21 protein-coding genes are annotated in these 16,764 nt (G+C 46.3%); 14 read left to right on the forward strand and 7 right to left on the reverse strand.

What is annotated here, in order from left to right:
- Position 1 precedes the first annotated feature (1 nt).
- The 5 genes from FO446_RS03500 (at position 2) to FO446_RS03520 (ending at position 5,395) form a co-directional block, all read left to right on the forward strand.
- Positions 2-1,048, forward strand: a complete 1,047-nt coding sequence (locus FO446_RS03500; RefSeq protein ID WP_082910039.1) for a branched-chain amino acid ABC transporter permease — start codon at positions 2-4, stop codon at positions 1,046-1,048.
- A gap of 9 nt (positions 1,049-1,057) precedes the next feature.
- Positions 1,058-2,341, forward strand: coding sequence for a branched-chain amino acid ABC transporter permease (locus FO446_RS03505; protein ID WP_232774459.1), 1,284 nt, complete (start codon positions 1,058-1,060; stop codon positions 2,339-2,341).
- Between the two features lie 21 nt (positions 2,342-2,362).
- A complete protein-coding gene (locus tag FO446_RS03510; RefSeq protein ID WP_007717354.1) occupies positions 2,363-3,139 on the forward strand; it encodes an ABC transporter ATP-binding protein in 777 nt (258 codons plus the stop codon).
- A 14-nt stretch (positions 3,140-3,153) separates the two neighbouring features.
- Positions 3,154-3,861, forward strand: a complete 708-nt coding sequence (locus FO446_RS03515) for an ABC transporter ATP-binding protein (RefSeq protein WP_237899910.1) — start codon at positions 3,154-3,156, stop codon at positions 3,859-3,861.
- Between the two features lie 82 nt (positions 3,862-3,943).
- Positions 3,944-5,395: a MocR-like pyridoxine biosynthesis transcription factor PdxR gene (locus FO446_RS03520; RefSeq protein WP_173610672.1), complete on the forward strand. Its 1,452-nt coding sequence runs from the start codon at positions 3,944-3,946 to the stop codon at positions 5,393-5,395.
- 163 nt (positions 5,396-5,558) lie between these two features.
- Here FO446_RS03520 and FO446_RS03525 read toward each other — a convergent pair whose 3' ends face one another.
- Positions 5,559-5,822 carry a hypothetical protein gene (locus FO446_RS03525; protein WP_173610671.1) on the reverse strand — a complete coding sequence of 88 codons (264 nt, stop codon included), beginning with the start codon at positions 5,820-5,822 and terminating at the stop codon, positions 5,559-5,561.
- Positions 5,823-6,025: 203 nt separating this feature from the next.
- Positions 6,026-6,565 (reverse strand): hypothetical protein, encoded by a 540-nt coding sequence (locus tag FO446_RS03530; RefSeq protein ID WP_173610670.1) that lies wholly within the window; start codon positions 6,563-6,565, stop codon positions 6,026-6,028.
- 357 nt (positions 6,566-6,922) lie between these two features.
- Between FO446_RS03530 and FO446_RS03535 the strand changes: the two genes are divergently transcribed.
- From FO446_RS03535 to FO446_RS03540, 3 genes are all read left to right on the forward strand, one after another.
- Positions 6,923-7,186 carry a hypothetical protein gene (locus FO446_RS03535; protein WP_173610669.1) on the forward strand — a complete coding sequence of 88 codons (264 nt, stop codon included), beginning with the start codon at positions 6,923-6,925 and terminating at the stop codon, positions 7,184-7,186.
- A gap of 197 nt (positions 7,187-7,383) precedes the next feature.
- Positions 7,384-7,512 carry a terminase small subunit gene (locus FO446_RS29065; RefSeq protein ID WP_173610668.1) on the forward strand — a complete coding sequence of 43 codons (129 nt, stop codon included), beginning with the start codon at positions 7,384-7,386 and terminating at the stop codon, positions 7,510-7,512.
- Positions 7,464-7,637, forward strand: a complete 174-nt coding sequence (locus tag FO446_RS03540; protein WP_221866902.1) for a terminase small subunit — start codon at positions 7,464-7,466, stop codon at positions 7,635-7,637. Before FO446_RS29065 ends, FO446_RS03540 begins: the two co-directional genes overlap by 49 nt.
- 187 nt (positions 7,638-7,824) lie before the next feature.
- Here FO446_RS03540 and FO446_RS03545 read toward each other — a convergent pair whose 3' ends face one another.
- A complete protein-coding gene (locus tag FO446_RS03545; protein ID WP_173610667.1) occupies positions 7,825-8,277 on the reverse strand; it encodes a hypothetical protein in 453 nt (150 codons plus the stop codon).
- A 52-nt stretch (positions 8,278-8,329) separates the two neighbouring features.
- On the opposite strand from FO446_RS03545, the gene FO446_RS03550 reads away from it, so the two are divergent.
- Positions 8,330-9,304 (forward strand): hypothetical protein, encoded by a 975-nt coding sequence (locus FO446_RS03550; RefSeq protein ID WP_237899911.1) that lies wholly within the window; start codon positions 8,330-8,332, stop codon positions 9,302-9,304.
- Between the two features lie 217 nt (positions 9,305-9,521).
- Here the strand turns inward: FO446_RS03550 and FO446_RS03555 are convergent, their stop codons facing one another.
- On the reverse strand, positions 9,522-9,719 hold the full coding sequence (locus FO446_RS03555) for a hypothetical protein (RefSeq protein WP_237899912.1): 198 nt from the start codon (positions 9,717-9,719) through the stop codon (positions 9,522-9,524).
- 70 nt (positions 9,720-9,789) lie between these two features.
- Positions 9,790-10,551, reverse strand: a complete 762-nt coding sequence (locus tag FO446_RS03560) for an IclR family transcriptional regulator (protein WP_106785379.1) — start codon at positions 10,549-10,551, stop codon at positions 9,790-9,792.
- 228 nt (positions 10,552-10,779) lie between these two features.
- On the opposite strand from FO446_RS03560, the gene FO446_RS03565 reads away from it, so the two are divergent.
- The 5 genes from FO446_RS03565 to FO446_RS03585 are packed head-to-tail and all read left to right on the forward strand — an operon-like array spanning position 10,780 to position 15,793.
- Positions 10,780-11,898, forward strand: a complete 1,119-nt coding sequence (locus FO446_RS03565; RefSeq protein ID WP_173610664.1) for an ABC transporter substrate-binding protein — start codon at positions 10,780-10,782, stop codon at positions 11,896-11,898.
- Positions 11,899-11,906: 8 nt separating this feature from the next.
- A complete protein-coding gene (locus tag FO446_RS03570) occupies positions 11,907-13,001 on the forward strand; it encodes an ABC transporter ATP-binding protein (protein ID WP_221866791.1) in 1,095 nt (364 codons plus the stop codon).
- Positions 13,002-13,004: 3 nt separating this feature from the next.
- Complete coding sequence (locus tag FO446_RS03575) at positions 13,005-13,847, forward strand: ABC transporter permease (protein WP_173610662.1); 843 nt, start codon at positions 13,005-13,007, stop codon at positions 13,845-13,847.
- Positions 13,844-14,644: an ABC transporter permease gene (locus FO446_RS03580; protein WP_173610661.1), complete on the forward strand. Its 801-nt coding sequence runs from the start codon at positions 13,844-13,846 to the stop codon at positions 14,642-14,644. The genes FO446_RS03575 and FO446_RS03580 overlap by 4 nt, the downstream gene beginning before the upstream one ends.
- Positions 14,645-14,656: 12 nt before the next feature.
- On the forward strand, positions 14,657-15,793 hold the full coding sequence (locus tag FO446_RS03585; RefSeq protein WP_173610660.1) for a M20 family metallopeptidase: 1,137 nt from the start codon (positions 14,657-14,659) through the stop codon (positions 15,791-15,793).
- A gap of 92 nt (positions 15,794-15,885) precedes the next feature.
- Here FO446_RS03585 and FO446_RS03590 read toward each other — a convergent pair whose 3' ends face one another.
- Positions 15,886-16,182 carry a hypothetical protein gene (locus FO446_RS03590; RefSeq protein ID WP_237899913.1) on the reverse strand — a complete coding sequence of 99 codons (297 nt, stop codon included), beginning with the start codon at positions 16,180-16,182 and terminating at the stop codon, positions 15,886-15,888.
- A 170-nt stretch (positions 16,183-16,352) separates the two neighbouring features.
- On the reverse strand, positions 16,353-16,706 hold the full coding sequence (locus FO446_RS03595; RefSeq protein ID WP_047072301.1) for a hypothetical protein: 354 nt from the start codon (positions 16,704-16,706) through the stop codon (positions 16,353-16,355).
- Positions 16,707-16,764: the final 58 nt, after the last annotated feature.

A 16,764-nucleotide genomic window follows, 5' to 3' on the forward strand; every position in this document is an offset into this window, starting at 1 on the left:
GGTGTTGGCCCCTTTTCCACGAGAAAATAAGTCCAGTCAACGAAACGAATGCAGAAAATTTGTACAAGTCTACAAGGGAAATGAGGGATGGGAAAGCATGATCAATATTTTGCCTCAGGTGTTGGTTGACGGATTGACACTTGGATTTATGTACGCAGTCGTGGCTTTGGGCTACACAATGGTTTACGGGATTTTAGAAATTATCAACTTTGCCCATGGAGACATTTTCATGGTCGGAGCCTTTATCGGTACAGAGGTATTATTGATCTCTGATGCACTAGGGGCACTTGAAGGTATGAATCCATTTGTCGCACTTTTCATAACACTCATAATTGCCATGGTATTAACTGGTGCTTTGGGGGTAGGGATTGAGAGGATTGCCTATCGACCATTGCGCGGAGCACCTCGTCTTGTGCCGTTGATTTCGGCGATTGGCGTATCATTTTTGCTGCAAGACCTCGTACGTTTTACAGAAGCACTGGCTCGCAATGAGTTTTATCTGAACAGTCCCGCTCTTTTTACAGGATCGATTCCATTAGGAAGTATTGCTACGATTCCAACAAAAGGCTTGATCGTGATTGTAATTGCGATCGTCATGATGATTGCATTGACGTTGTTTGTGAATAAAACAAAGTGGGGAATCGCCATGCGCGCCGTCGCACAGGACCAGAGTACGGCTTCGCTGATGACCATAAATGTAAACAAAGTAATCATGCTTACGTTTTTGATTGGCTCCAGCCTGGGTGGCGCGACAGGCGTTCTGTTTGCCCAAAACTATGGGACGATCGATCCGTATATCGGTTTTATCCTCGGTCTAAAAGCATTTACAGCTGCCGTACTCGGCGGGATTGGGAATCTGCGTGGTGCGATGATCGGTGGCGTACTCCTCGGTCTTCTTGAATCCTTGTCCGGTGCCTTTATGGGGCCGTTGACCAACGGTGCCTTTGGTGCAGAGTACAAAGACGTGTTTGCGTTCAGTATTTTAATTCTCGTGCTTCTCTTCAAGCCAGAAGGACTGTTTGGCGAAGCTGTAAAAGAGAAAGTGTAGGTGAAATAAATGGCAAATTTCGCTTGGAAATCGTTCAAAGGCATTCCGCTCGTATTCACGTTGATTTGGATTGTAGCCTTTTCGGCTGCATTGTACTTGATGGATAAATCAGTCATTGCGTTTCTCGGCATTCTTTCTTCCATTGTGCTTGTCTATTACACCAATACCTCCAAATCGATCAAAATGACGATTGGGGCTATTGTTCTCCTCCTGATCATTCCATTGGTAGCAGGTGAAAACCGATACTACATGGAAGTAGCTTCACAGGTAGGCATCTACGTAGCGATGGCTCTGGGCTTGAATATCGTAGTAGGCTTTGCTGGTCTGCTTGACTTGGGTTACGTTGCGTTTTTTGCTGCTGGGGCTTATGCGTATGCGATTTTCTCGACCTCGCAAGCGAATGAGTTTATTGCAGGGAATCTGTTCCCGCTCTCCGGTGAGTGGTTTTGGCCATTTCTTATAGTTGGCTTGATTGTGGCTGCTGTTTTCGGAATATTGCTAGGATTGCCAGTTCTCAGAGTAAAAGGCGATTACCTCGCAATCGTGACTTTGGGCTTTGGTGAAATCATTCGCATTGTTTTCAATAACCTGGACAAGCCCATCAACATCACCAACGGTCCGCAGGGAATCACGCCGATTCCGTCTCCTGAGCTGTTTGGGATCAAAATGGGGACGCCATTTTACTTTTACTTCATTGTGTTGTTTGTGATTGCCTTTATCGTTTTGGCGAATATACGCTTTGAACATTCCCGTTTGGGACGTGCATGGATTGCGGTGCGCGAGGATGAGCTGGCTGCCCAGTCTATGGGGATTTCCCTGTTGAATACCAAGCTGGCTGCATTCGCATTGGGTGCCTCCTTCGCTGGTGTCGTGGGTGTTATCTTTGCAGCCAAGCAGACGTTTATCGATCCGACTTCCTTTACGCTGATGGAATCGATCGGGATATTGGTCATGGTTATTCTGGGTGGTAGTGGCAGCATTCCAGGGGTTGTGCTCGGTGCCGCTTTTGTCACGATCTTGCAGGTACAGCTGTTAAAAGAATTCTCCAACTTCCTGCACGGTCTGCAAAATTCGGGAATCATCAGTTTGCCGAACCAGCTGGACCCATCCAAGTTCCAGCGACTCATTTTCGGAATTATGCTCATTCTCGTTGCCTTGTATCGCCCTAACGGATTGATTCCGGCCAAACGGAAGAAAAACGATCTCGATGCGATCAAAAAGAGTGAGTTTGGCAAAGAAAAGCTGGGGATTCTCGGCAGACTGTCCCAATTGACTTCTGGAAAACAGTCGTAGCGGACGAGGAGGGAAATGAGCATGGCATTGTTAGAGGCAAAAAATTTAACGAAGCGCTTTGGTGGCTTGGTAGCCAATCAAGACGTCTCGATTGACATCGAAAAAGGAAGCATTACGGCGGTCATCGGTCCGAATGGGGCTGGAAAAACGACTTTTTTCAATATGATTACCGGATTTTACGAGCCAGACGAGGGAGAAATTCTTCTGAATGGCAAAAGCATCAAGAAGCTTCGTCCTGATCAGATCGCGAGTCGCGGTATCACCCGCACCTTTCAAAACATTCGTCTGTTCAAGGAAATGACGGCATTGGAAAATGTCATGGTGGGTGTGCATAGCCGTTTATCCGCTGGAATTCTCGGAATCTTGTTCAACTCCAAACGTGTACGCCAGGAGGAAGAGCGGACGCGCGTTGAGGCTTATCAGCTCATGGAGTATGTCGGGATCGCGCATATTGCCAATGAAGCGGCTGGGAGTCTGCCTTACGGACTGCAACGACGCTTGGAAATTGCCCGGGCGATGGCGACAAATCCACAAATCATTTTGCTCGATGAACCAGCGGCAGGGATGAACCCTCGCGAAACGGTTGAGATGACGGATTTTATTCGTCGGCTGAAAAAAGAGCTCGATTTGACGATTATCTTGATCGAGCATGATATGAAGCTGGTCATGGGACTAAGCGAATACATTCACGTGCTGGATTACGGGAGAAAAATTGCAGAAGGAACACCCGAACAAATCCGCAACAACCCTAACGTCATTGAGGCCTATCTCGGAAAAAGTGCGTCGGACGTGTCGTAGAAGGAGGAAAATCGATGGCATTGCTAGAGCTGACTAACGTTCATACGTATTACGGCGGCATCCACGCATTAAAAGGATTGAGTATAACGGTAAATGAAGGTGAAGTGGTGACGCTGATCGGTTCCAACGGGGCAGGTAAATCGACCACGTTGAAAACGATTTGTGGGCAGACTCGGGCCAAAGAAGGAAAAGTCATCTTTAATGGCAAAGACATTACGCAGCTGCGTACACATGATATTGCCTTAGCAGGAATCGCCCACGTTCCGGAAGGCCGCCGCATTTTTCCAAAGCTGACCGTACGCGAGAATTTGGAGATGGGTGCCTTTAGTGTATCCGATAAAAAGGTGATTGAAGAAGGAATCGAGCGTGCCTTTGCTTACTTTCCACGTCTGAAGGAACGGGTCAATCAAAAAGGTGGCACGATGTCCGGGGGCGAGCAGCAAATGCTGGCGATTGCTCGTGGACTGATGATGAAGCCAAAAATTCTCATGCTCGATGAACCATCGATGGGATTGGCGCCGATTTTGGTGGAGCAGATTTTTGACATCGTTACGGAGCTGAACAAGGAAGGCATGACGATTCTCTTGGTTGAACAAAATGCGAATCAAGCGCTGTCTGTCGCCCATCGCGGTTATGTGATTCAGACGGGCGAAATTATTTTGCAAGACGATGCCCAGACATTATTGATGAATCCGCAGATAAGAGAGGCGTATTTGGCGTAATATTGGTGTAATAGAAACGTGAGTACCGATGGGGATTTTTGCTCCCGTCGGTTTTTCATTTATTCAGCGAGGAGGATGTGGCTTGCTAGATATTAGTCCCCGCTTTGTAGAAGGGAGCGAGCCTCTCTATTTACAGCTTTATCGCTATTTTTGTACAGAAATCCAAGGGAGGCGCTTAATCTCCGGGACGCGTCTGCCTTCTGTTCGGGCATTGAGCGGATTTTTGCAGGTGAGTAAAACGACTGTCGAGAGTGCCTATCACCAGCTCATGGCAGAAGGCTACATCGAGAGTCGGGAGCGCAGCGGATTTTATGTAGTCGATGTGGACTGGGATGGGCCTATACCTGCACCTATAGGGAAAGGGCAGCAAGCAGCTAAAACAGCTTACGTCCAACCCTCTCTGCCTACGTCCTCAGCAGTTCCGATCCAATATAATTTTCACCAAGCGCGCGTTGATGCCGAGCATTTTCCTTTTGACCGTTGGCGCAAGTACACCAACCAGTGCATGCAGGAAGAAAATAAGCAAGTGCTCTACTACGGCGACGGACAAGGCGAGCCGCAGCTGCGGGAGGAGCTCGCACGCTATCTCGGACGTGCTCGGGGTGTGCAAGCTACGCCAGAACAAATTGTGATCGGTGCGGGGACGCAGGTGATGATCAGCTTATTGGGGTTCTTATTCGGGACGCGGGGACAGGCTGTTGCGATGGAAGAGCCGGGCTATCACGGTGTTCGTGTCGTGTTTTCCCATTTGGGCTATGATGTGCGCCCGATCAAGCTGGCGGAGGATGGAATCGATTTGGAAGCGCTCAGTGAGAGTGGAGCGCAACTGGTTTATATAACCCCGTCTCATCAGGACCCGTCTGGAATTGTCATGCCGTATGCCAAACGGCTAAAGCTGCTACACTGGGCGAATCAGACGGGGAGCTACATCATGGAGGATGACTACGATGGTGAGTTTCGCTATCATGGCAAGCCGATTCCTTCGCTTCAAGGGCTGGATACACAGGGACGCGTTATTTATCTGGGGACGTTTTCCAAGGCGTTGCTGCCGTCGATTCGCATTAGCTATATGGTTTTGCCGCATGCGTTATTGGCGGTGTATCAGGAGAAAATGGCTGACTTTGACCAGTCGGCATCGCGTATTCATCAGGAGACGCTGGCCCTGTTCATGAAAAATGGCGATTGGGAGCGGCATATTCGCAGGATGCGGACGCTTTACCGCAAAAAGCATGGGGCACTGCTTCAGTGCTTACAGGAACACTTTGGGGCGTACATCCGGATTAAGGGTCAGGATGCCGGGCTGTCTGTGACGGTAGAAGTGAAAAGTGAGAGCAGTTCGCAACAGTTGACGCAAATCGCGGCTGCATCAGGCGTTCGTGTCTATCCAACCGCACATAAATGGGTCCATCCGCAAGAAAATGGACTGCCGGCCTTTCAGTTTGGGTTCGGGGGGCAGACCATCGAGGAGATTGAGGAGGGCATTCGTCTGTTAAAACGTGCATGGGAGCCTTATTTGCACAAGGATATGGGCTAGTAATTTTAAAATCACCACGGCACTCAGCATGATTTGAGTGCCGTTTTATATAGTCCTTTAATGTTTGGCTGGCGGGATGCTCTGTCATAAATGAATTTTTTTAATTAATCGGTGTGATAAGCAAAATGATCATTCCAATGAAAAGACAAGAAATCTTGGGAATTTACTTTTCCATAACGGCTTCATCGAAGATTTTTCTGTAATGGTGCAAATCAAATTGAGAGGCTAATGCGTCGACTCTAGCCCAAAATTCATCTTCATTGAAGCCAACAAAATCTATAACGATAAACTCTGAGAGATTAGGGAAAGCATGGGCTATACGGAAATTTCTATAAAAGGTAGCCTCGTCAAAAGTACCACTGTTTTTTAGGTCTAGGAAAGCTTGATGAATTAATTTCTTATAAGCGATCTTCTTTACCTCAGTCATTAGATCAACTCCTTTAAACAAGCGAATACTACAGTTTGTTGGGGAATCCTGCAAAAGGATGAACAGTTGATTTAACAAACCACACGTTGAGTTGAATGGAACGAGTGGTAATAAGAGGCTATTCACGGAAGAAACGGAGTGCAGCTTTGTGATAAAAGCAAAAAATGAAAAGCAGCATCCCAAAAAGGGAGTGCTGCAAATAATTAAGGGACGTACTGTTCTGTAACTTTTGTGATGACTCCATTCTTTACTTCAACGTGGAACGGTATCTGATAAGGAATCCCCTTGGAAAGCACAAACTTTTTAAAAGTATCGGCGTTTACTGCTTCATTCCAATGGAAATTCCCATCTTTTTGTGTAGAGTTGGTTTGAAGAGTAAACGAAGCCTTCGGAGAAACTTCAAACGTTCTAATTTTAAGATTGCTATTACGAATGTAATATGGCATTGGATAGTCCTCTTTTTCCAATGGATGATCTTGGCGATAAGCTTTTACTGCTGCCTCACCGAAAAACCATTGAACATAGTCAAGCGAAACGATTAACTTTCCGTTTTTCACTTGTAACGTTTTCACATAGGCCATTGATTTTTCAAGGGTATTTCCTTGTTTATCCTTGATGCTTGTTGGAACAATTACTTGGGGAGGAACAGGCGCAACTGTTCCTTGCTGTGAAGCTGCATGCGCGTCAGGAACAAGCAAAGCACAGAATAACAAAGAAGAAAGCAGCAAATATGTTTTTCTCATAGGGTGTCATTTCCTTTCTGTTTACACGTAATACGATTCACAATTAGTAGGACGAAAAACAAACGAGACCGTTACTCCTCAAGATGAAAAATTTAACATAACTATATTGAGTGTAAAATAGGTGAACGGATTGAGCAAAGAATTTGACCTTATATCAGACATACATCTTGATTTTTGGATGAAAGTTGAAAATCCACTACACAAGATGGTGCCTCAAATCAAGAACTTGATTAAAAGAATCTTACCTGATATTCACCCATAAAGTGCTTATCATTGCTGATGATCTAGGTCATTACACTTGGCAAATCAGTGTAAGTGATTCGAGATTAACACAGATTAATAAAGTTGTGGGAGAGTATGACGTTTGGGTACATGTGTTCCTTCCATTTTCCCAAGCTGAAGGTAAAGATCAAAGAAAGCAGCAAAGGCGGATTCACGGGTCAGGTAGATGTTGCTTTTAAATCGCGTACTGACGGATCATCAGATTGGATTGTTGGTTTTGGAAATACTGCTGATGAAGCTTTAGAAGATGCAATTAAATCCTTTCTCAACAGTGTCCCGGAAAATGAAAGTCTAACGGAAGATGACTTTGAGTGGTCAGAGTCAAGTAATTGGAACTGATGCTGTATATCTAGTTGTGATGGACATCTGCATCAAACAAGTGTCTTAAGATGGTTCTCAGTAACAGGCTCGAAAACAAAAGCCACCATGACTTATCAAAACAAACGGAATGTTTCAGGTAATGGAAAGCATCGATCCTCCAGCAGTAGTTGAGAACGAAGACGGGTCTCTGACTGAAAAGCAGAGGCTTTTTTGTTATGGAGTACCTTCGAGACTTTAATACTACTAGAGCTACAATGGCTGTCGGCTACAGTAAGATAACAGCTTATGCCATCGGGTGGGAGAATTTGAGGAAACCTCAGATTCAGGCAGAGATCAAGCGATAGAAATAAGCAACGACAGTGAGCTGGGAATGAGTGAGCAGCGAATTGTGGCCGAGTACATGAAAATTGGCTTTGCTGACATTTCAGAGTATGTGGAGTTTGGACAGCAGGTAATTACCGGTATCTAGTATCCAGAGGATACTACTGGTGCCATTGAAAGAAAATGACTACTCATTAGACGGACCTTGGTAACAGGTTGGAATAGCAAAGTATTTCAGCTGATCGGTCGGTTCAAGGTCATCCCGTGGAAAATTACAAATATAAGGGGTGTTGCTGAGGGGATTATCAAATTTTGTATTGGAGGTGCAATTCTATCTATTTCATAAGTGAAATTAGTCTTTTTGCAGATTCACTATCTGAGGGGTTAGCTGATAAAGCTTCGACACATTTTATAAACTCCTCCAATTCTTGGGGATTGTTATCGATCGTTGCATGTTGAGAATTTTGAAAGTAGTTTTCAAGCATGTATCCGTAACTAAGTACGTTCTTGGCTTCTTCAGTTGTACCTACAGTAAATGATGTACTATCAACAAGGATTTGAACTTTACTCGCATGGGAAAGCGCTAATTTAAATTTTGTATCCCAATCAGTGCTTTGACTTAATGATGTAGCGATAGACTTTAAACTTCTTTGAAAATCAACATCAATGCGCTCTTGGTAAAGTTCTAAATGACTTCTGCTTTTTACCAATCCCCAAATAGTTAAGACATTAGTTACTACTAATGCAGCAATTAATGTAGAGAAAAAGTATTTTTTACCAAATTTCAATGTAACCTCACCTTTTCGTTTTCTTTTAATTATATAACAAGGAGTGTAAGAAATGTTAAAAAAAGCAAAAGTGTCCATATCGGCAATGTTGCTTGCATCCATATTTTATATGGATACTACTACGATTTTGGCAAAATCCAACGACAATTTGAGTCAAGCTGAAATGAAAAAACTAAAGGAAATCTTTAAATTCTCTGATCAACATATAGAGGATTTGATAGAGGATGGATTTGTTCAAGATTATTTATCTATGGAAAAACCAGTAGTTAGTAAAAAAGAAGAATACTATGAGCTAACAAAAGAGCCAAATGGTAAAGTCGCAGTCGAGCAACTTACAAAAAAAGAGTTTGATATAAAGGTAACTGAAAACCAAGAGACCAACGAAGAGAAAGAAAAAGATGCAGAATCAGGTCTAATTTCGACACTAGGGCACGATATTGAAGATCGTCATGATTATATAACTTTAGAGACATGGTTTATATATGACGAAGTGGACTGGGACGCACAAGCTTCAGCACGTTTCGAATTTGCAGATAATAGTTCTACATATGGCTTTACAGAAGCAGATCTTTATGATGATATCCTTGCCATTGGTGTTAGCGAAAATGCTCGACTAATGCCTGGGACTGAGGATTTTTCTCTGAAATATCGTTTATATGGATTCAACGGTGAATATGATAAGTATGGAGAGCCTATTAATGAGTGGTACTCTGATAGTAAGACCGATAGTAAAGCAGATTTGCGGGACGCAGGTGGTTACGCATTTAACGTGAACTTCCCTAGTTTAAATAATAATAAAAGACAGTATATAAAAAATATTAGAGGCTACATGAAAGTCGATGTAGAACCTGAGGGCTCTTCTTGGTGCGGAGAGAGATATGATGTATTTAGCCATTATCTGCATACACAGTACAAAATACATTGGTCAGGTTCTGTCTCAATTCCTTTAGGTGGAAGTATTGCATTTGAATACGAAGATGATGTACAAAAAATTACAGGACACACTTCAGAGCGGATTCGCGATTAATAATTAGTATTTATTTTATCTGACGTTTAGTGTAACGATTAAAATTAATTGCATAACACTAAAAACACAGAAGACATGTCGAGTGTATCGATAATGTCTTCTGTGTTTTTAGTAAAGATGCGGTAGGGAGGTGAATGTCTTGCAAAAGATGCTCATGGAGCACTTTCATGAAGAGGACAAAGCTAATAATTCGTGACGTAAGGGTAACTTCGGAACTTCATATATTGCCAGTAGCTTTATTCGCTACTCTCCCAATGAATTGAGATTTGCAGCAATCAGCTTGAATTCCCAAGGAATCATGAGCTGGTCTATCTCGTCTCGCCGCTACGGCCTGGTATTGAACAGCAGAGGATGCGCAGGAGTCCACTGTCCGTTGAGGACTTTCATATACAGCAGAAGCTGGGTGAGATAGCATAAACAGAAACCTCCTGTCATCAGAGCAGACTGATAAACAGGAGGTTTTTTCATGGCAACTCAATCTAGCTTCAAGACATTCGATACCCTAACTGAGCCGACATCGCACGTACCGTCGCTAGCGTTTCTTGTAAAATCTCTTCTTGTTTTGGCATTACGCGGTCGGAGGGACCGATGACACTGACGGATGCAGTGACGTGTCCAGTTGAATCAAAAATCGGGGCAGCGATTCCGGTCACACCTGTATTGCGTCGATTCGAGCTGATTTCATAGCCTCGCTTGCGGATTGTCACCAAGTCCTCTTTGATTTCCTCAACCGACGTGTACGAATGAGGTGTGTAACTTTTCAGTGGATGTTCCTGCAAAATCTCATCCTGAAACTCCTCTGGCTGATAGGCAAGCAAAACCCTAGCAGCGGAAGTAGAGTAAAGAGGAAAACGCCGGAAGGATTCTACGGTAAAGCGAATGGGATGAAGCGAATCCTCTTTGGCTACATAAATCGCGTCCTTGGAATCTTGTACACATAAGACCGCCAATTCGTTTGTCCGTGAGACAAGCTGTTCTAAGAACGGCTTGGAAAAATCAACGATATCGTGATTCGTGAGCACCTTAGTGCCCAGCTCCAAAAGCGTGTAGCCAAGCGTATACTGCTTGGTTTTTTCATTTTGGCGGATAAAGCCTTCAGACTCCAGCGTGGACAGGAGCTTGTGAACGGCTCCCTTGGACAGCTGGAGTTTTTTGCTGAGCTCGGTTACCCCGAGTTCCTTTGGCGAATCGAGAAATATTTTTAACAGCCGACAGCCATTTCGAACAGAAGACAATACTTGGTCCATACAAACGTCTCCTTTAACGTACAGTAGCCCCTCTAAAAGAAGAGTCTCGATTGAAGTAATTTTACCATTAGAAAGAATGCTGGCAAGCCTGTAATTGGGGCAATGATGCTTCTAGTACGACTACCTTGAATAGTCAGTATCTTTGTGCTAGTATAACATTATCGTTCCCAAATAGGAAACGCCGTTCTCTATTTGTGAACAATACAGACAATCGGGGGTCGAACTTACATGAAGAAAAAGGCATTATCCGTCTTGTCCATTTTCGCTTTGACTGGTTCCTTGCTGGCTGGATGTGGCTCCTCCACGCCGCAAACATCTGCTCCTTCACCGGCTGCTGGCAACAATAGCGGCACCGAGGCACAAGCTCAGCTGGAAGACACACTGGTAGTAGCAGGGAACGGCGCGACCGTTGAAAAGATGATGAAGGATGAAGTGTTCAAGAAGTTTAACGAGAAGTATCCGAATGTAAAGCTGACCTATGTTTCTGGTGTTTCTACGGAGATCGTAGCGAAGGTTAAGGCACAGAAAAATGCTCCGCAAATCGACCTGACAATCGTTGAAGGCGGCGAACAAGAGAAGGGACGTCAAGAAGGCTTGTGGGAAACGGTATCCGCAACAGATATCCCGAACATGAAAAACGTACCGCAAGATTTGCGAGTGACGGAGGATAGCGGTGTAGTTGTAAACTTCACACCGATGGGGATTTCCTACAATGCGGACCTGGTAAAAGAAAAAGGCTTGCCTGTACCGAAGTCCTGGAATGACCTGGCCAAGCCTGAAGTGAAAGGCTACATCACGATGACAGACGTAGCGAGCAACTTCGGACGCTCTGCAATGATCATGTTGGCGTACGCAAATGGCGGGTCTGAGAAAGACATCGAACAAGGTTTTAAAAAAATGGAAACGATTGCAGGATACATGCCGACCTTTGCGAAGAGTGCAGCACAGCTTCAGCAAAATCTGCAAAACAAGAGCGCAGCCTACACTACTTGGACAATGGCGCGTAGCTTGACACAAAAAGAGGCAGGCGTACCATTGGAGTTCGTTTTCCCTGAAGAGGGCGGAAACATCGTACCGAACGTAGCTACGCTGGTAAAAGGTTCGAAGAGTCCAAAAGCGGCAAAAGCATTCGTTGATTTCCTTTTGACGGATGAAATTCAAACGATGTACGCAACGAAGCTGTACTACAATCCGGCAACATCTGTGAAGCTGCCGGACGATGTAGCGAAAACATTGGAATTCGATCGTACAAAGGTTGTCAACTTCGACTATAGCGTAGTGAGCAAGGAAACATCTGCTTGGCTGGATCGCTTTAACAAAGAAATCGCACCTAAAACAGGAAAGTAGGTATTTACGTGACCAAGGTGATTGATGTTGAACTGCGCGGCATCATGAAAAAATTTCAAAGCAATGTCGTGGTTCAAAACTTCAACCTGCAGGTGGAGCAAGGCGAATTCATTTCATTCCTCGGCCCATCTGGTTGCGGTAAGACCACGACCTTGAATATGATTGCCGGTTTTTTGGACCCGGATGGCGGGGACCTGTTGATCAAAGGGCAGCGAATGAATGGCGTGCCTCCGTACAAACGGGAGCTGGGCATGGTGTTTCAGACGTACTCATTGTTCCCTCATATGACCGTAGCGGAAAACATCGCCTACGGCTTGAAATTGCGCAAAGTGAACAAGCAAGAAATGCAAGAGCGTGTGAATCGTGTACTTGGGCTGGTCAAGCTGCCAAATGTAGCAGACCGCTATCCGAAACAACTCTCCGGCGGACAACGCCAGCGGATTGCGATTGCACGGGCGCTTGTTATTGAACCGTCTCTCCTGCTTTTGGATGAGCCGCTCAGTAACCTGGATGCCAAACTTCGTGAAGAGCTGCGCGATGAGTTAAAGCGCTTACATCACGAAATTGGGGTTACAACCATTTTCGTTACCCATGACCAAGAAGAGGCGCTAGCACTCTCTGATCGCATCGTGGTCATGAATCACGGATTTGTGGAGCAAATCGGTACACCGCTGGAGATTTACAATCAGCCCGCATCTGAATTCGTGCATACTTTCATCGGTAAGACGAACCGTTTGGAAGGGGAAGTCATCGGAATGGACGGGGATGTACTCACGCTGCGGACGACTGGTGGGATGCTCGTAAAGGCGGCAAAGCAACAGCGAACCGTGGCACTCCATGAAAAAGTGATCATTTTTATCCGACCAGAGAAAATCAAGCTGACCGATACAATAGTCAGTGAGGAAGCGAATCGGGTAAAAGGACATTTGCAGCTTGCCTCCTTCCTGGGCTCGTACACAGAATGTGAGGTCAAGGTCGGGGAGCATACGCTTTCGGCAAAAGTCCAAATGACCGATAGTTCGGTGGACCGCCAAGAAGGTCAAACGGTTTACTGTCAATGGAACGCGGACGACGTACTGGTCATGCCCGCGGGAAGGGGATGACGGATGAGCAAGCGTCTCTCGGTTACATTGTTGACAGCACCTGCGATGATTTTGCTGCTTGGCGTATTCATCCTCCCCATGCTGATGATGCTTTTGCTCAGCTTTCAGGATGAGAATCAGGCGTTCTCTTTGCACAATTATTCATTATTTATACAAGATCCGTACTACTTGGAGATTCTTTGGCGGACGATTCGCGTGAGTCTCTGGACGGTTCTGGTAAGCCTCTTGCTCGGATTTCCTGTAGCGATGTACATGGCGCAGGCTACAGGGAAAATGCGTGGAATCGTCACGATGCTAATCCTGGCCCCTCACCTTATCAGTGTGGTTATTCGCAACTTCGGTTGGGTAGTGGTTTTGGGGGAGAAAGGGTGGATCAATGAGACGTTGATCAGTCTGGGTCTGATCGATCAACCGTTGCGGCTTTTGTATAACGAGCTGGGTATTGTGATCGGTCTGACGGATTCCTTCATTGCCTACATGGTTCTGGCGATTGCAACCAGCTTGTATGCCATTGATCCGTCCTTGAATAAGGCAGCATCGATTTTGGGGGCTTCCCGCGTACGTACGTTTTTCAGTGTGACATTGCCCTTGTGCTTGCCGGGGATTATTGCCGGGACGACACTGGTGTTCAGCTTGTCGATGAGTGCCTTTGTGACACCTGCCCTGATGGGGGGAACGTCCGTGAAAGTCTTGCCTGTCATTGCCTATGAGCAAATCATGGCTACACTGAACTGGCCTTTGGGTGCGGCACTTGCCTTCCTGCTCTTGGGCAGCACCATCCTATTGGTGACTTTGTATACAAAGCTGATTGAAACCAAGCGGTATAAAGAGGTGTTTGCGTCATGAAAAAAATAAACGTACTTGGACTCATCACGTTCTTTGTGCTTGTTTTGGTCAATCTGCCATTTCTGGTCATCATCCCGAGCTCCTTTACGGCAGCCGGATACCTCGCTTTTCCGCCCGAAGGATTTTCGTGGCAGTGGTATGAAATGATTTTGGATCGGCCGGAGTTCATCGATTCGTTGTGGATCAGTCTGAAGCTAGCTACGATAACGGCGATTTTGGCGACTTTTTTAGGGACATTGGCTGCATTCGCGCTGTCCAAATACAAGTTTCGTGGGAGCGGCATCATCAACGCACTGATGCTTTCACCACTTACCGTTCCTTCGCTGATTATCGGGATTTCCGCGCTGCTGTTTTTCACGCGAATTGGTATCGCGGGGACGTTTACAGGACTTTTGCTGGCGCACATGCTGATCTCGATTCCGTATGTCGTTAGGCTGGTGCTCACAGGGCTTAGCTCGTTCGATTATACGTTGGAAAAAGCGGGATACATGCTGGGTGCCCATCCGTTTCGGGTGTTCTGGGATATTACGTTGCCACTGTTGCGTCCGGCTATCGTGTCGGGGATGATCTTTTCGTTCTTGACGTCGTTTGACAATGTGACGGTTTCTTTGTTCTTGGTGGCACCGGATACGACGACGCTGCCACTCGCGATTTTCACCTATATGCAGGAAACACTTGACCCGTTGGTGGCTTCGATTTCCTCGGTGGTCATCCTGCTGAGTCTGGTGTTCATCGTCTTGTTGGAAAAAGTGTACGGACTAGAGCGCCTGTTCGGACTCAATTCACAATCTCACTAAGGAAGAGGCACTATGTCAATCCACACTTATGTACAAGAGAATATGCCCCACTATCTACAGCTACTCGAGGAGGCAGTCAACATGGACTCGCCTTCTCGTGACAAACAGCTGGGCGACCGGATGGCGGGCTGGTTCGCTCTGCAGTTTCAACGGCTGACAGGGGGAGTAGCAGAGCTAATCCCGAATAAGACGTATGGCGATCAGGTGCGTTGTACGCTAGGCAACGGGGAAAAACAAATCCTCATCATCGGCCATTACGATACCGTATGGCTAGAAGGAGAGGCGGCTCGCCGACCGTTTGCGATCCGGGATGAGAAAGCGTACGGGCCGGGCGTATACGATATGAAAGCGGGCGTTTTGCAAGCAATGTTTGCCATGCGGGCATTGGTAAAGCTGGATCGCCTGCCAGCAGATAAAAAAATCGTGCTCTTATTAAACAGTGATGAGGAGATCGGCAGCCCGACTTCTCGCCGACTGGTAGAAGAAGAAGCCGCGCGTTCGGTGGCGAGCTTTGTGTTGGAGCCGCCGACCGAACCGAGCGGCGCACTCAAAACATGGCGGAAGGGAAGCGCCCATTTTACCTTGGCAGTCAGCGGAATTTCCTCACACGCGGGCGTCGATCATCAAAAAGGTGTCTCTGCTATTGAAGAGCTGGCGAGACAAGTGCAATTTCTGCATGCCTTGACCGATTATGAAAAAGGAACGACCGTCAATGTGGGCGTCATCAAGGGCGGTATTGGCTCCAATGTCGTAGCCGACTCAGCAGAAGCAGAAGTAGACGTGAGATTTATCTCGATGGAAGAGGCATTACGCATTGAGAAGGTAATGAGCGAGCTCACGCCAGTGCTCGTCGGTACAAACATCAGTGTAAAGGGAGGCATTCGCCGACCACCGATGGAACGAACCGAAGAGACAGGCAAATTATTTTCCCTTGCACAATCGATTAGCATCAATGAACTAGGGATGGCTTTGGAAGAGTCGGGGACAGGTGGAGTCAGCGATGGCAATTTCGCTGCTGCTTGCGGAGTCCCGACGCTGGATGGACTTGGTGTAAAGGGTGGCTACGCCCACTCGCCGGATGAATGGATCGAACTGGGAGAAATATCGACGCGCGCTACGCTGTTGGCGCGGTTGATAGAGGAAGTATAGAGAGAAGCAAGAGAAAAAGAGAAGAGGCACCTGCCTGATGCGTAAGATGGTTGCATCAGGCCAGGTGCCTTTTTGTGCGGACAAAGAGGAGATTATTGTTTCGAGGATGTATTCAGCTTTTTCACAAAGCTGTTGAGGTAGTTCGCCCCGCGGCTGGTGAGGATACCAGCCAGCACGGCAGAAACGTAGTAGCCGCTGCCCTCAAGACCAAAGGGGTTGACTTGTAAAGCGAGGGAGAGCGAAATGCCAATGAGGATAGAGAGGATATAAGTGAAGCGGTCTTTTAGTACGGGGAAGGCATTCTTTAAAATTTCGGTTACGGCTTCAATCAAGATCGCCATAAAAGTAAGCAGACTCAGGCTGTGAATGAATTGGTCAATGTCAATCAAAGGTTGATCCTCCTTTTGCTAGTAGAGCGGGGCGTACTTCGGGGAAAACATCCAGCCGTCATTCATTTGTGAGGGAGTTAATTCGCGAGGCGAGATTTCGCCCAAAGGCAGGTAGGTGTCACTTTCGTGGATGATGACTTGTGGAGGAGGTACGGCTGGATCGGCAACATCTAGGAAATCCTTGCTTGCATGTAGGTTTTGAGTTCGGTTTCCAGTTCTTTTACACGAAACTCCAGCTGTTGCCTCTCTACTACCAGTGTCGTGTATTTATCTCGCCACTCCTGTACGATGGTTTCAAGCTCCATGCAACGGTTGCGCCAAACATGGAGTTCTTCCCGAAGCTTGTCCATTTCCTGACGAAGCTCCTGGCGAATTTGCTGGTTCTCCTGCGAGATTTGTTGCCTGTCTGTTATCATCAACTCTTTCTTGTTGTTGTGGCGAGCAACCAGATACGTAACGATTGCGGTCAGTACACTGGATACTACCAAGGGGAGAGTGGAAGAGTTGAGTAGTGTTTGGATCATCCGTTTATTCACCTGCTTTCTCTTGTGAGGTCTATATATAGAGTAGACAGTTTGGGGA

It is taken from the genome of Brevibacillus brevis (assembly GCF_022026395.1).
Lineage (GTDB): Bacteria > Bacillota > Bacilli > Brevibacillales > Brevibacillaceae > Brevibacillus.

Excerpts from the sequence above, each read along its gene's own strand:
- FO446_RS29065 (WP_173610668.1), top strand. The coding sequence starts at position 7,384 with ATGGAGTACCTTCGAGACTTTAATACTACTAGAGCTACAATGGCTGTC.
- FO446_RS03565 (WP_173610664.1), top strand. The coding sequence starts at position 10,780 with ATGAAGAAAAAGGCATTATCCGTCTTGTCCATTTTCGCTTTGACTGGT.
- FO446_RS03535 (WP_173610669.1), top strand. The coding sequence starts at position 6,923 with ATGACGTTTGGGTACATGTGTTCCTTCCATTTTCCCAAGCTGAAGGTA.
- FO446_RS03515 (WP_237899910.1), top strand. The coding sequence starts at position 3,154 with ATGGCATTGCTAGAGCTGACTAACGTTCATACGTATTACGGCGGCATC.
- FO446_RS03595 (WP_047072301.1), bottom strand. The coding sequence starts at position 16,706 with ATGATCCAAACACTACTCAACTCTTCCACTCTCCCCTTGGTAGTATCC.
- FO446_RS03525 (WP_173610671.1), bottom strand. The coding sequence starts at position 5,822 with ATGACTGAGGTAAAGAAGATCGCTTATAAGAAATTAATTCATCAAGCT.
- FO446_RS03505 (WP_232774459.1), top strand. The coding sequence starts at position 1,058 with ATGGCAAATTTCGCTTGGAAATCGTTCAAAGGCATTCCGCTCGTATTC.
- FO446_RS03575 (WP_173610662.1), top strand. The coding sequence starts at position 13,005 with ATGAGCAAGCGTCTCTCGGTTACATTGTTGACAGCACCTGCGATGATT.
- FO446_RS03550 (WP_237899911.1), top strand. The coding sequence starts at position 8,330 with ATGTTAAAAAAAGCAAAAGTGTCCATATCGGCAATGTTGCTTGCATCC.
- FO446_RS03585 (WP_173610660.1), top strand. The coding sequence starts at position 14,657 with ATGTCAATCCACACTTATGTACAAGAGAATATGCCCCACTATCTACAG.
- FO446_RS03580 (WP_173610661.1), top strand. The coding sequence starts at position 13,844 with ATGAAAAAAATAAACGTACTTGGACTCATCACGTTCTTTGTGCTTGTT.
- FO446_RS03530 (WP_173610670.1), bottom strand. The coding sequence starts at position 6,565 with ATGAGAAAAACATATTTGCTGCTTTCTTCTTTGTTATTCTGTGCTTTG.
- FO446_RS03555 (WP_237899912.1), bottom strand. The coding sequence starts at position 9,719 with ATGCTATCTCACCCAGCTTCTGCTGTATATGAAAGTCCTCAACGGACA.
- FO446_RS03510 (WP_007717354.1), top strand. The coding sequence starts at position 2,363 with ATGGCATTGTTAGAGGCAAAAAATTTAACGAAGCGCTTTGGTGGCTTG.
- FO446_RS03560 (WP_106785379.1), bottom strand. The coding sequence starts at position 10,551 with ATGGACCAAGTATTGTCTTCTGTTCGAAATGGCTGTCGGCTGTTAAAA.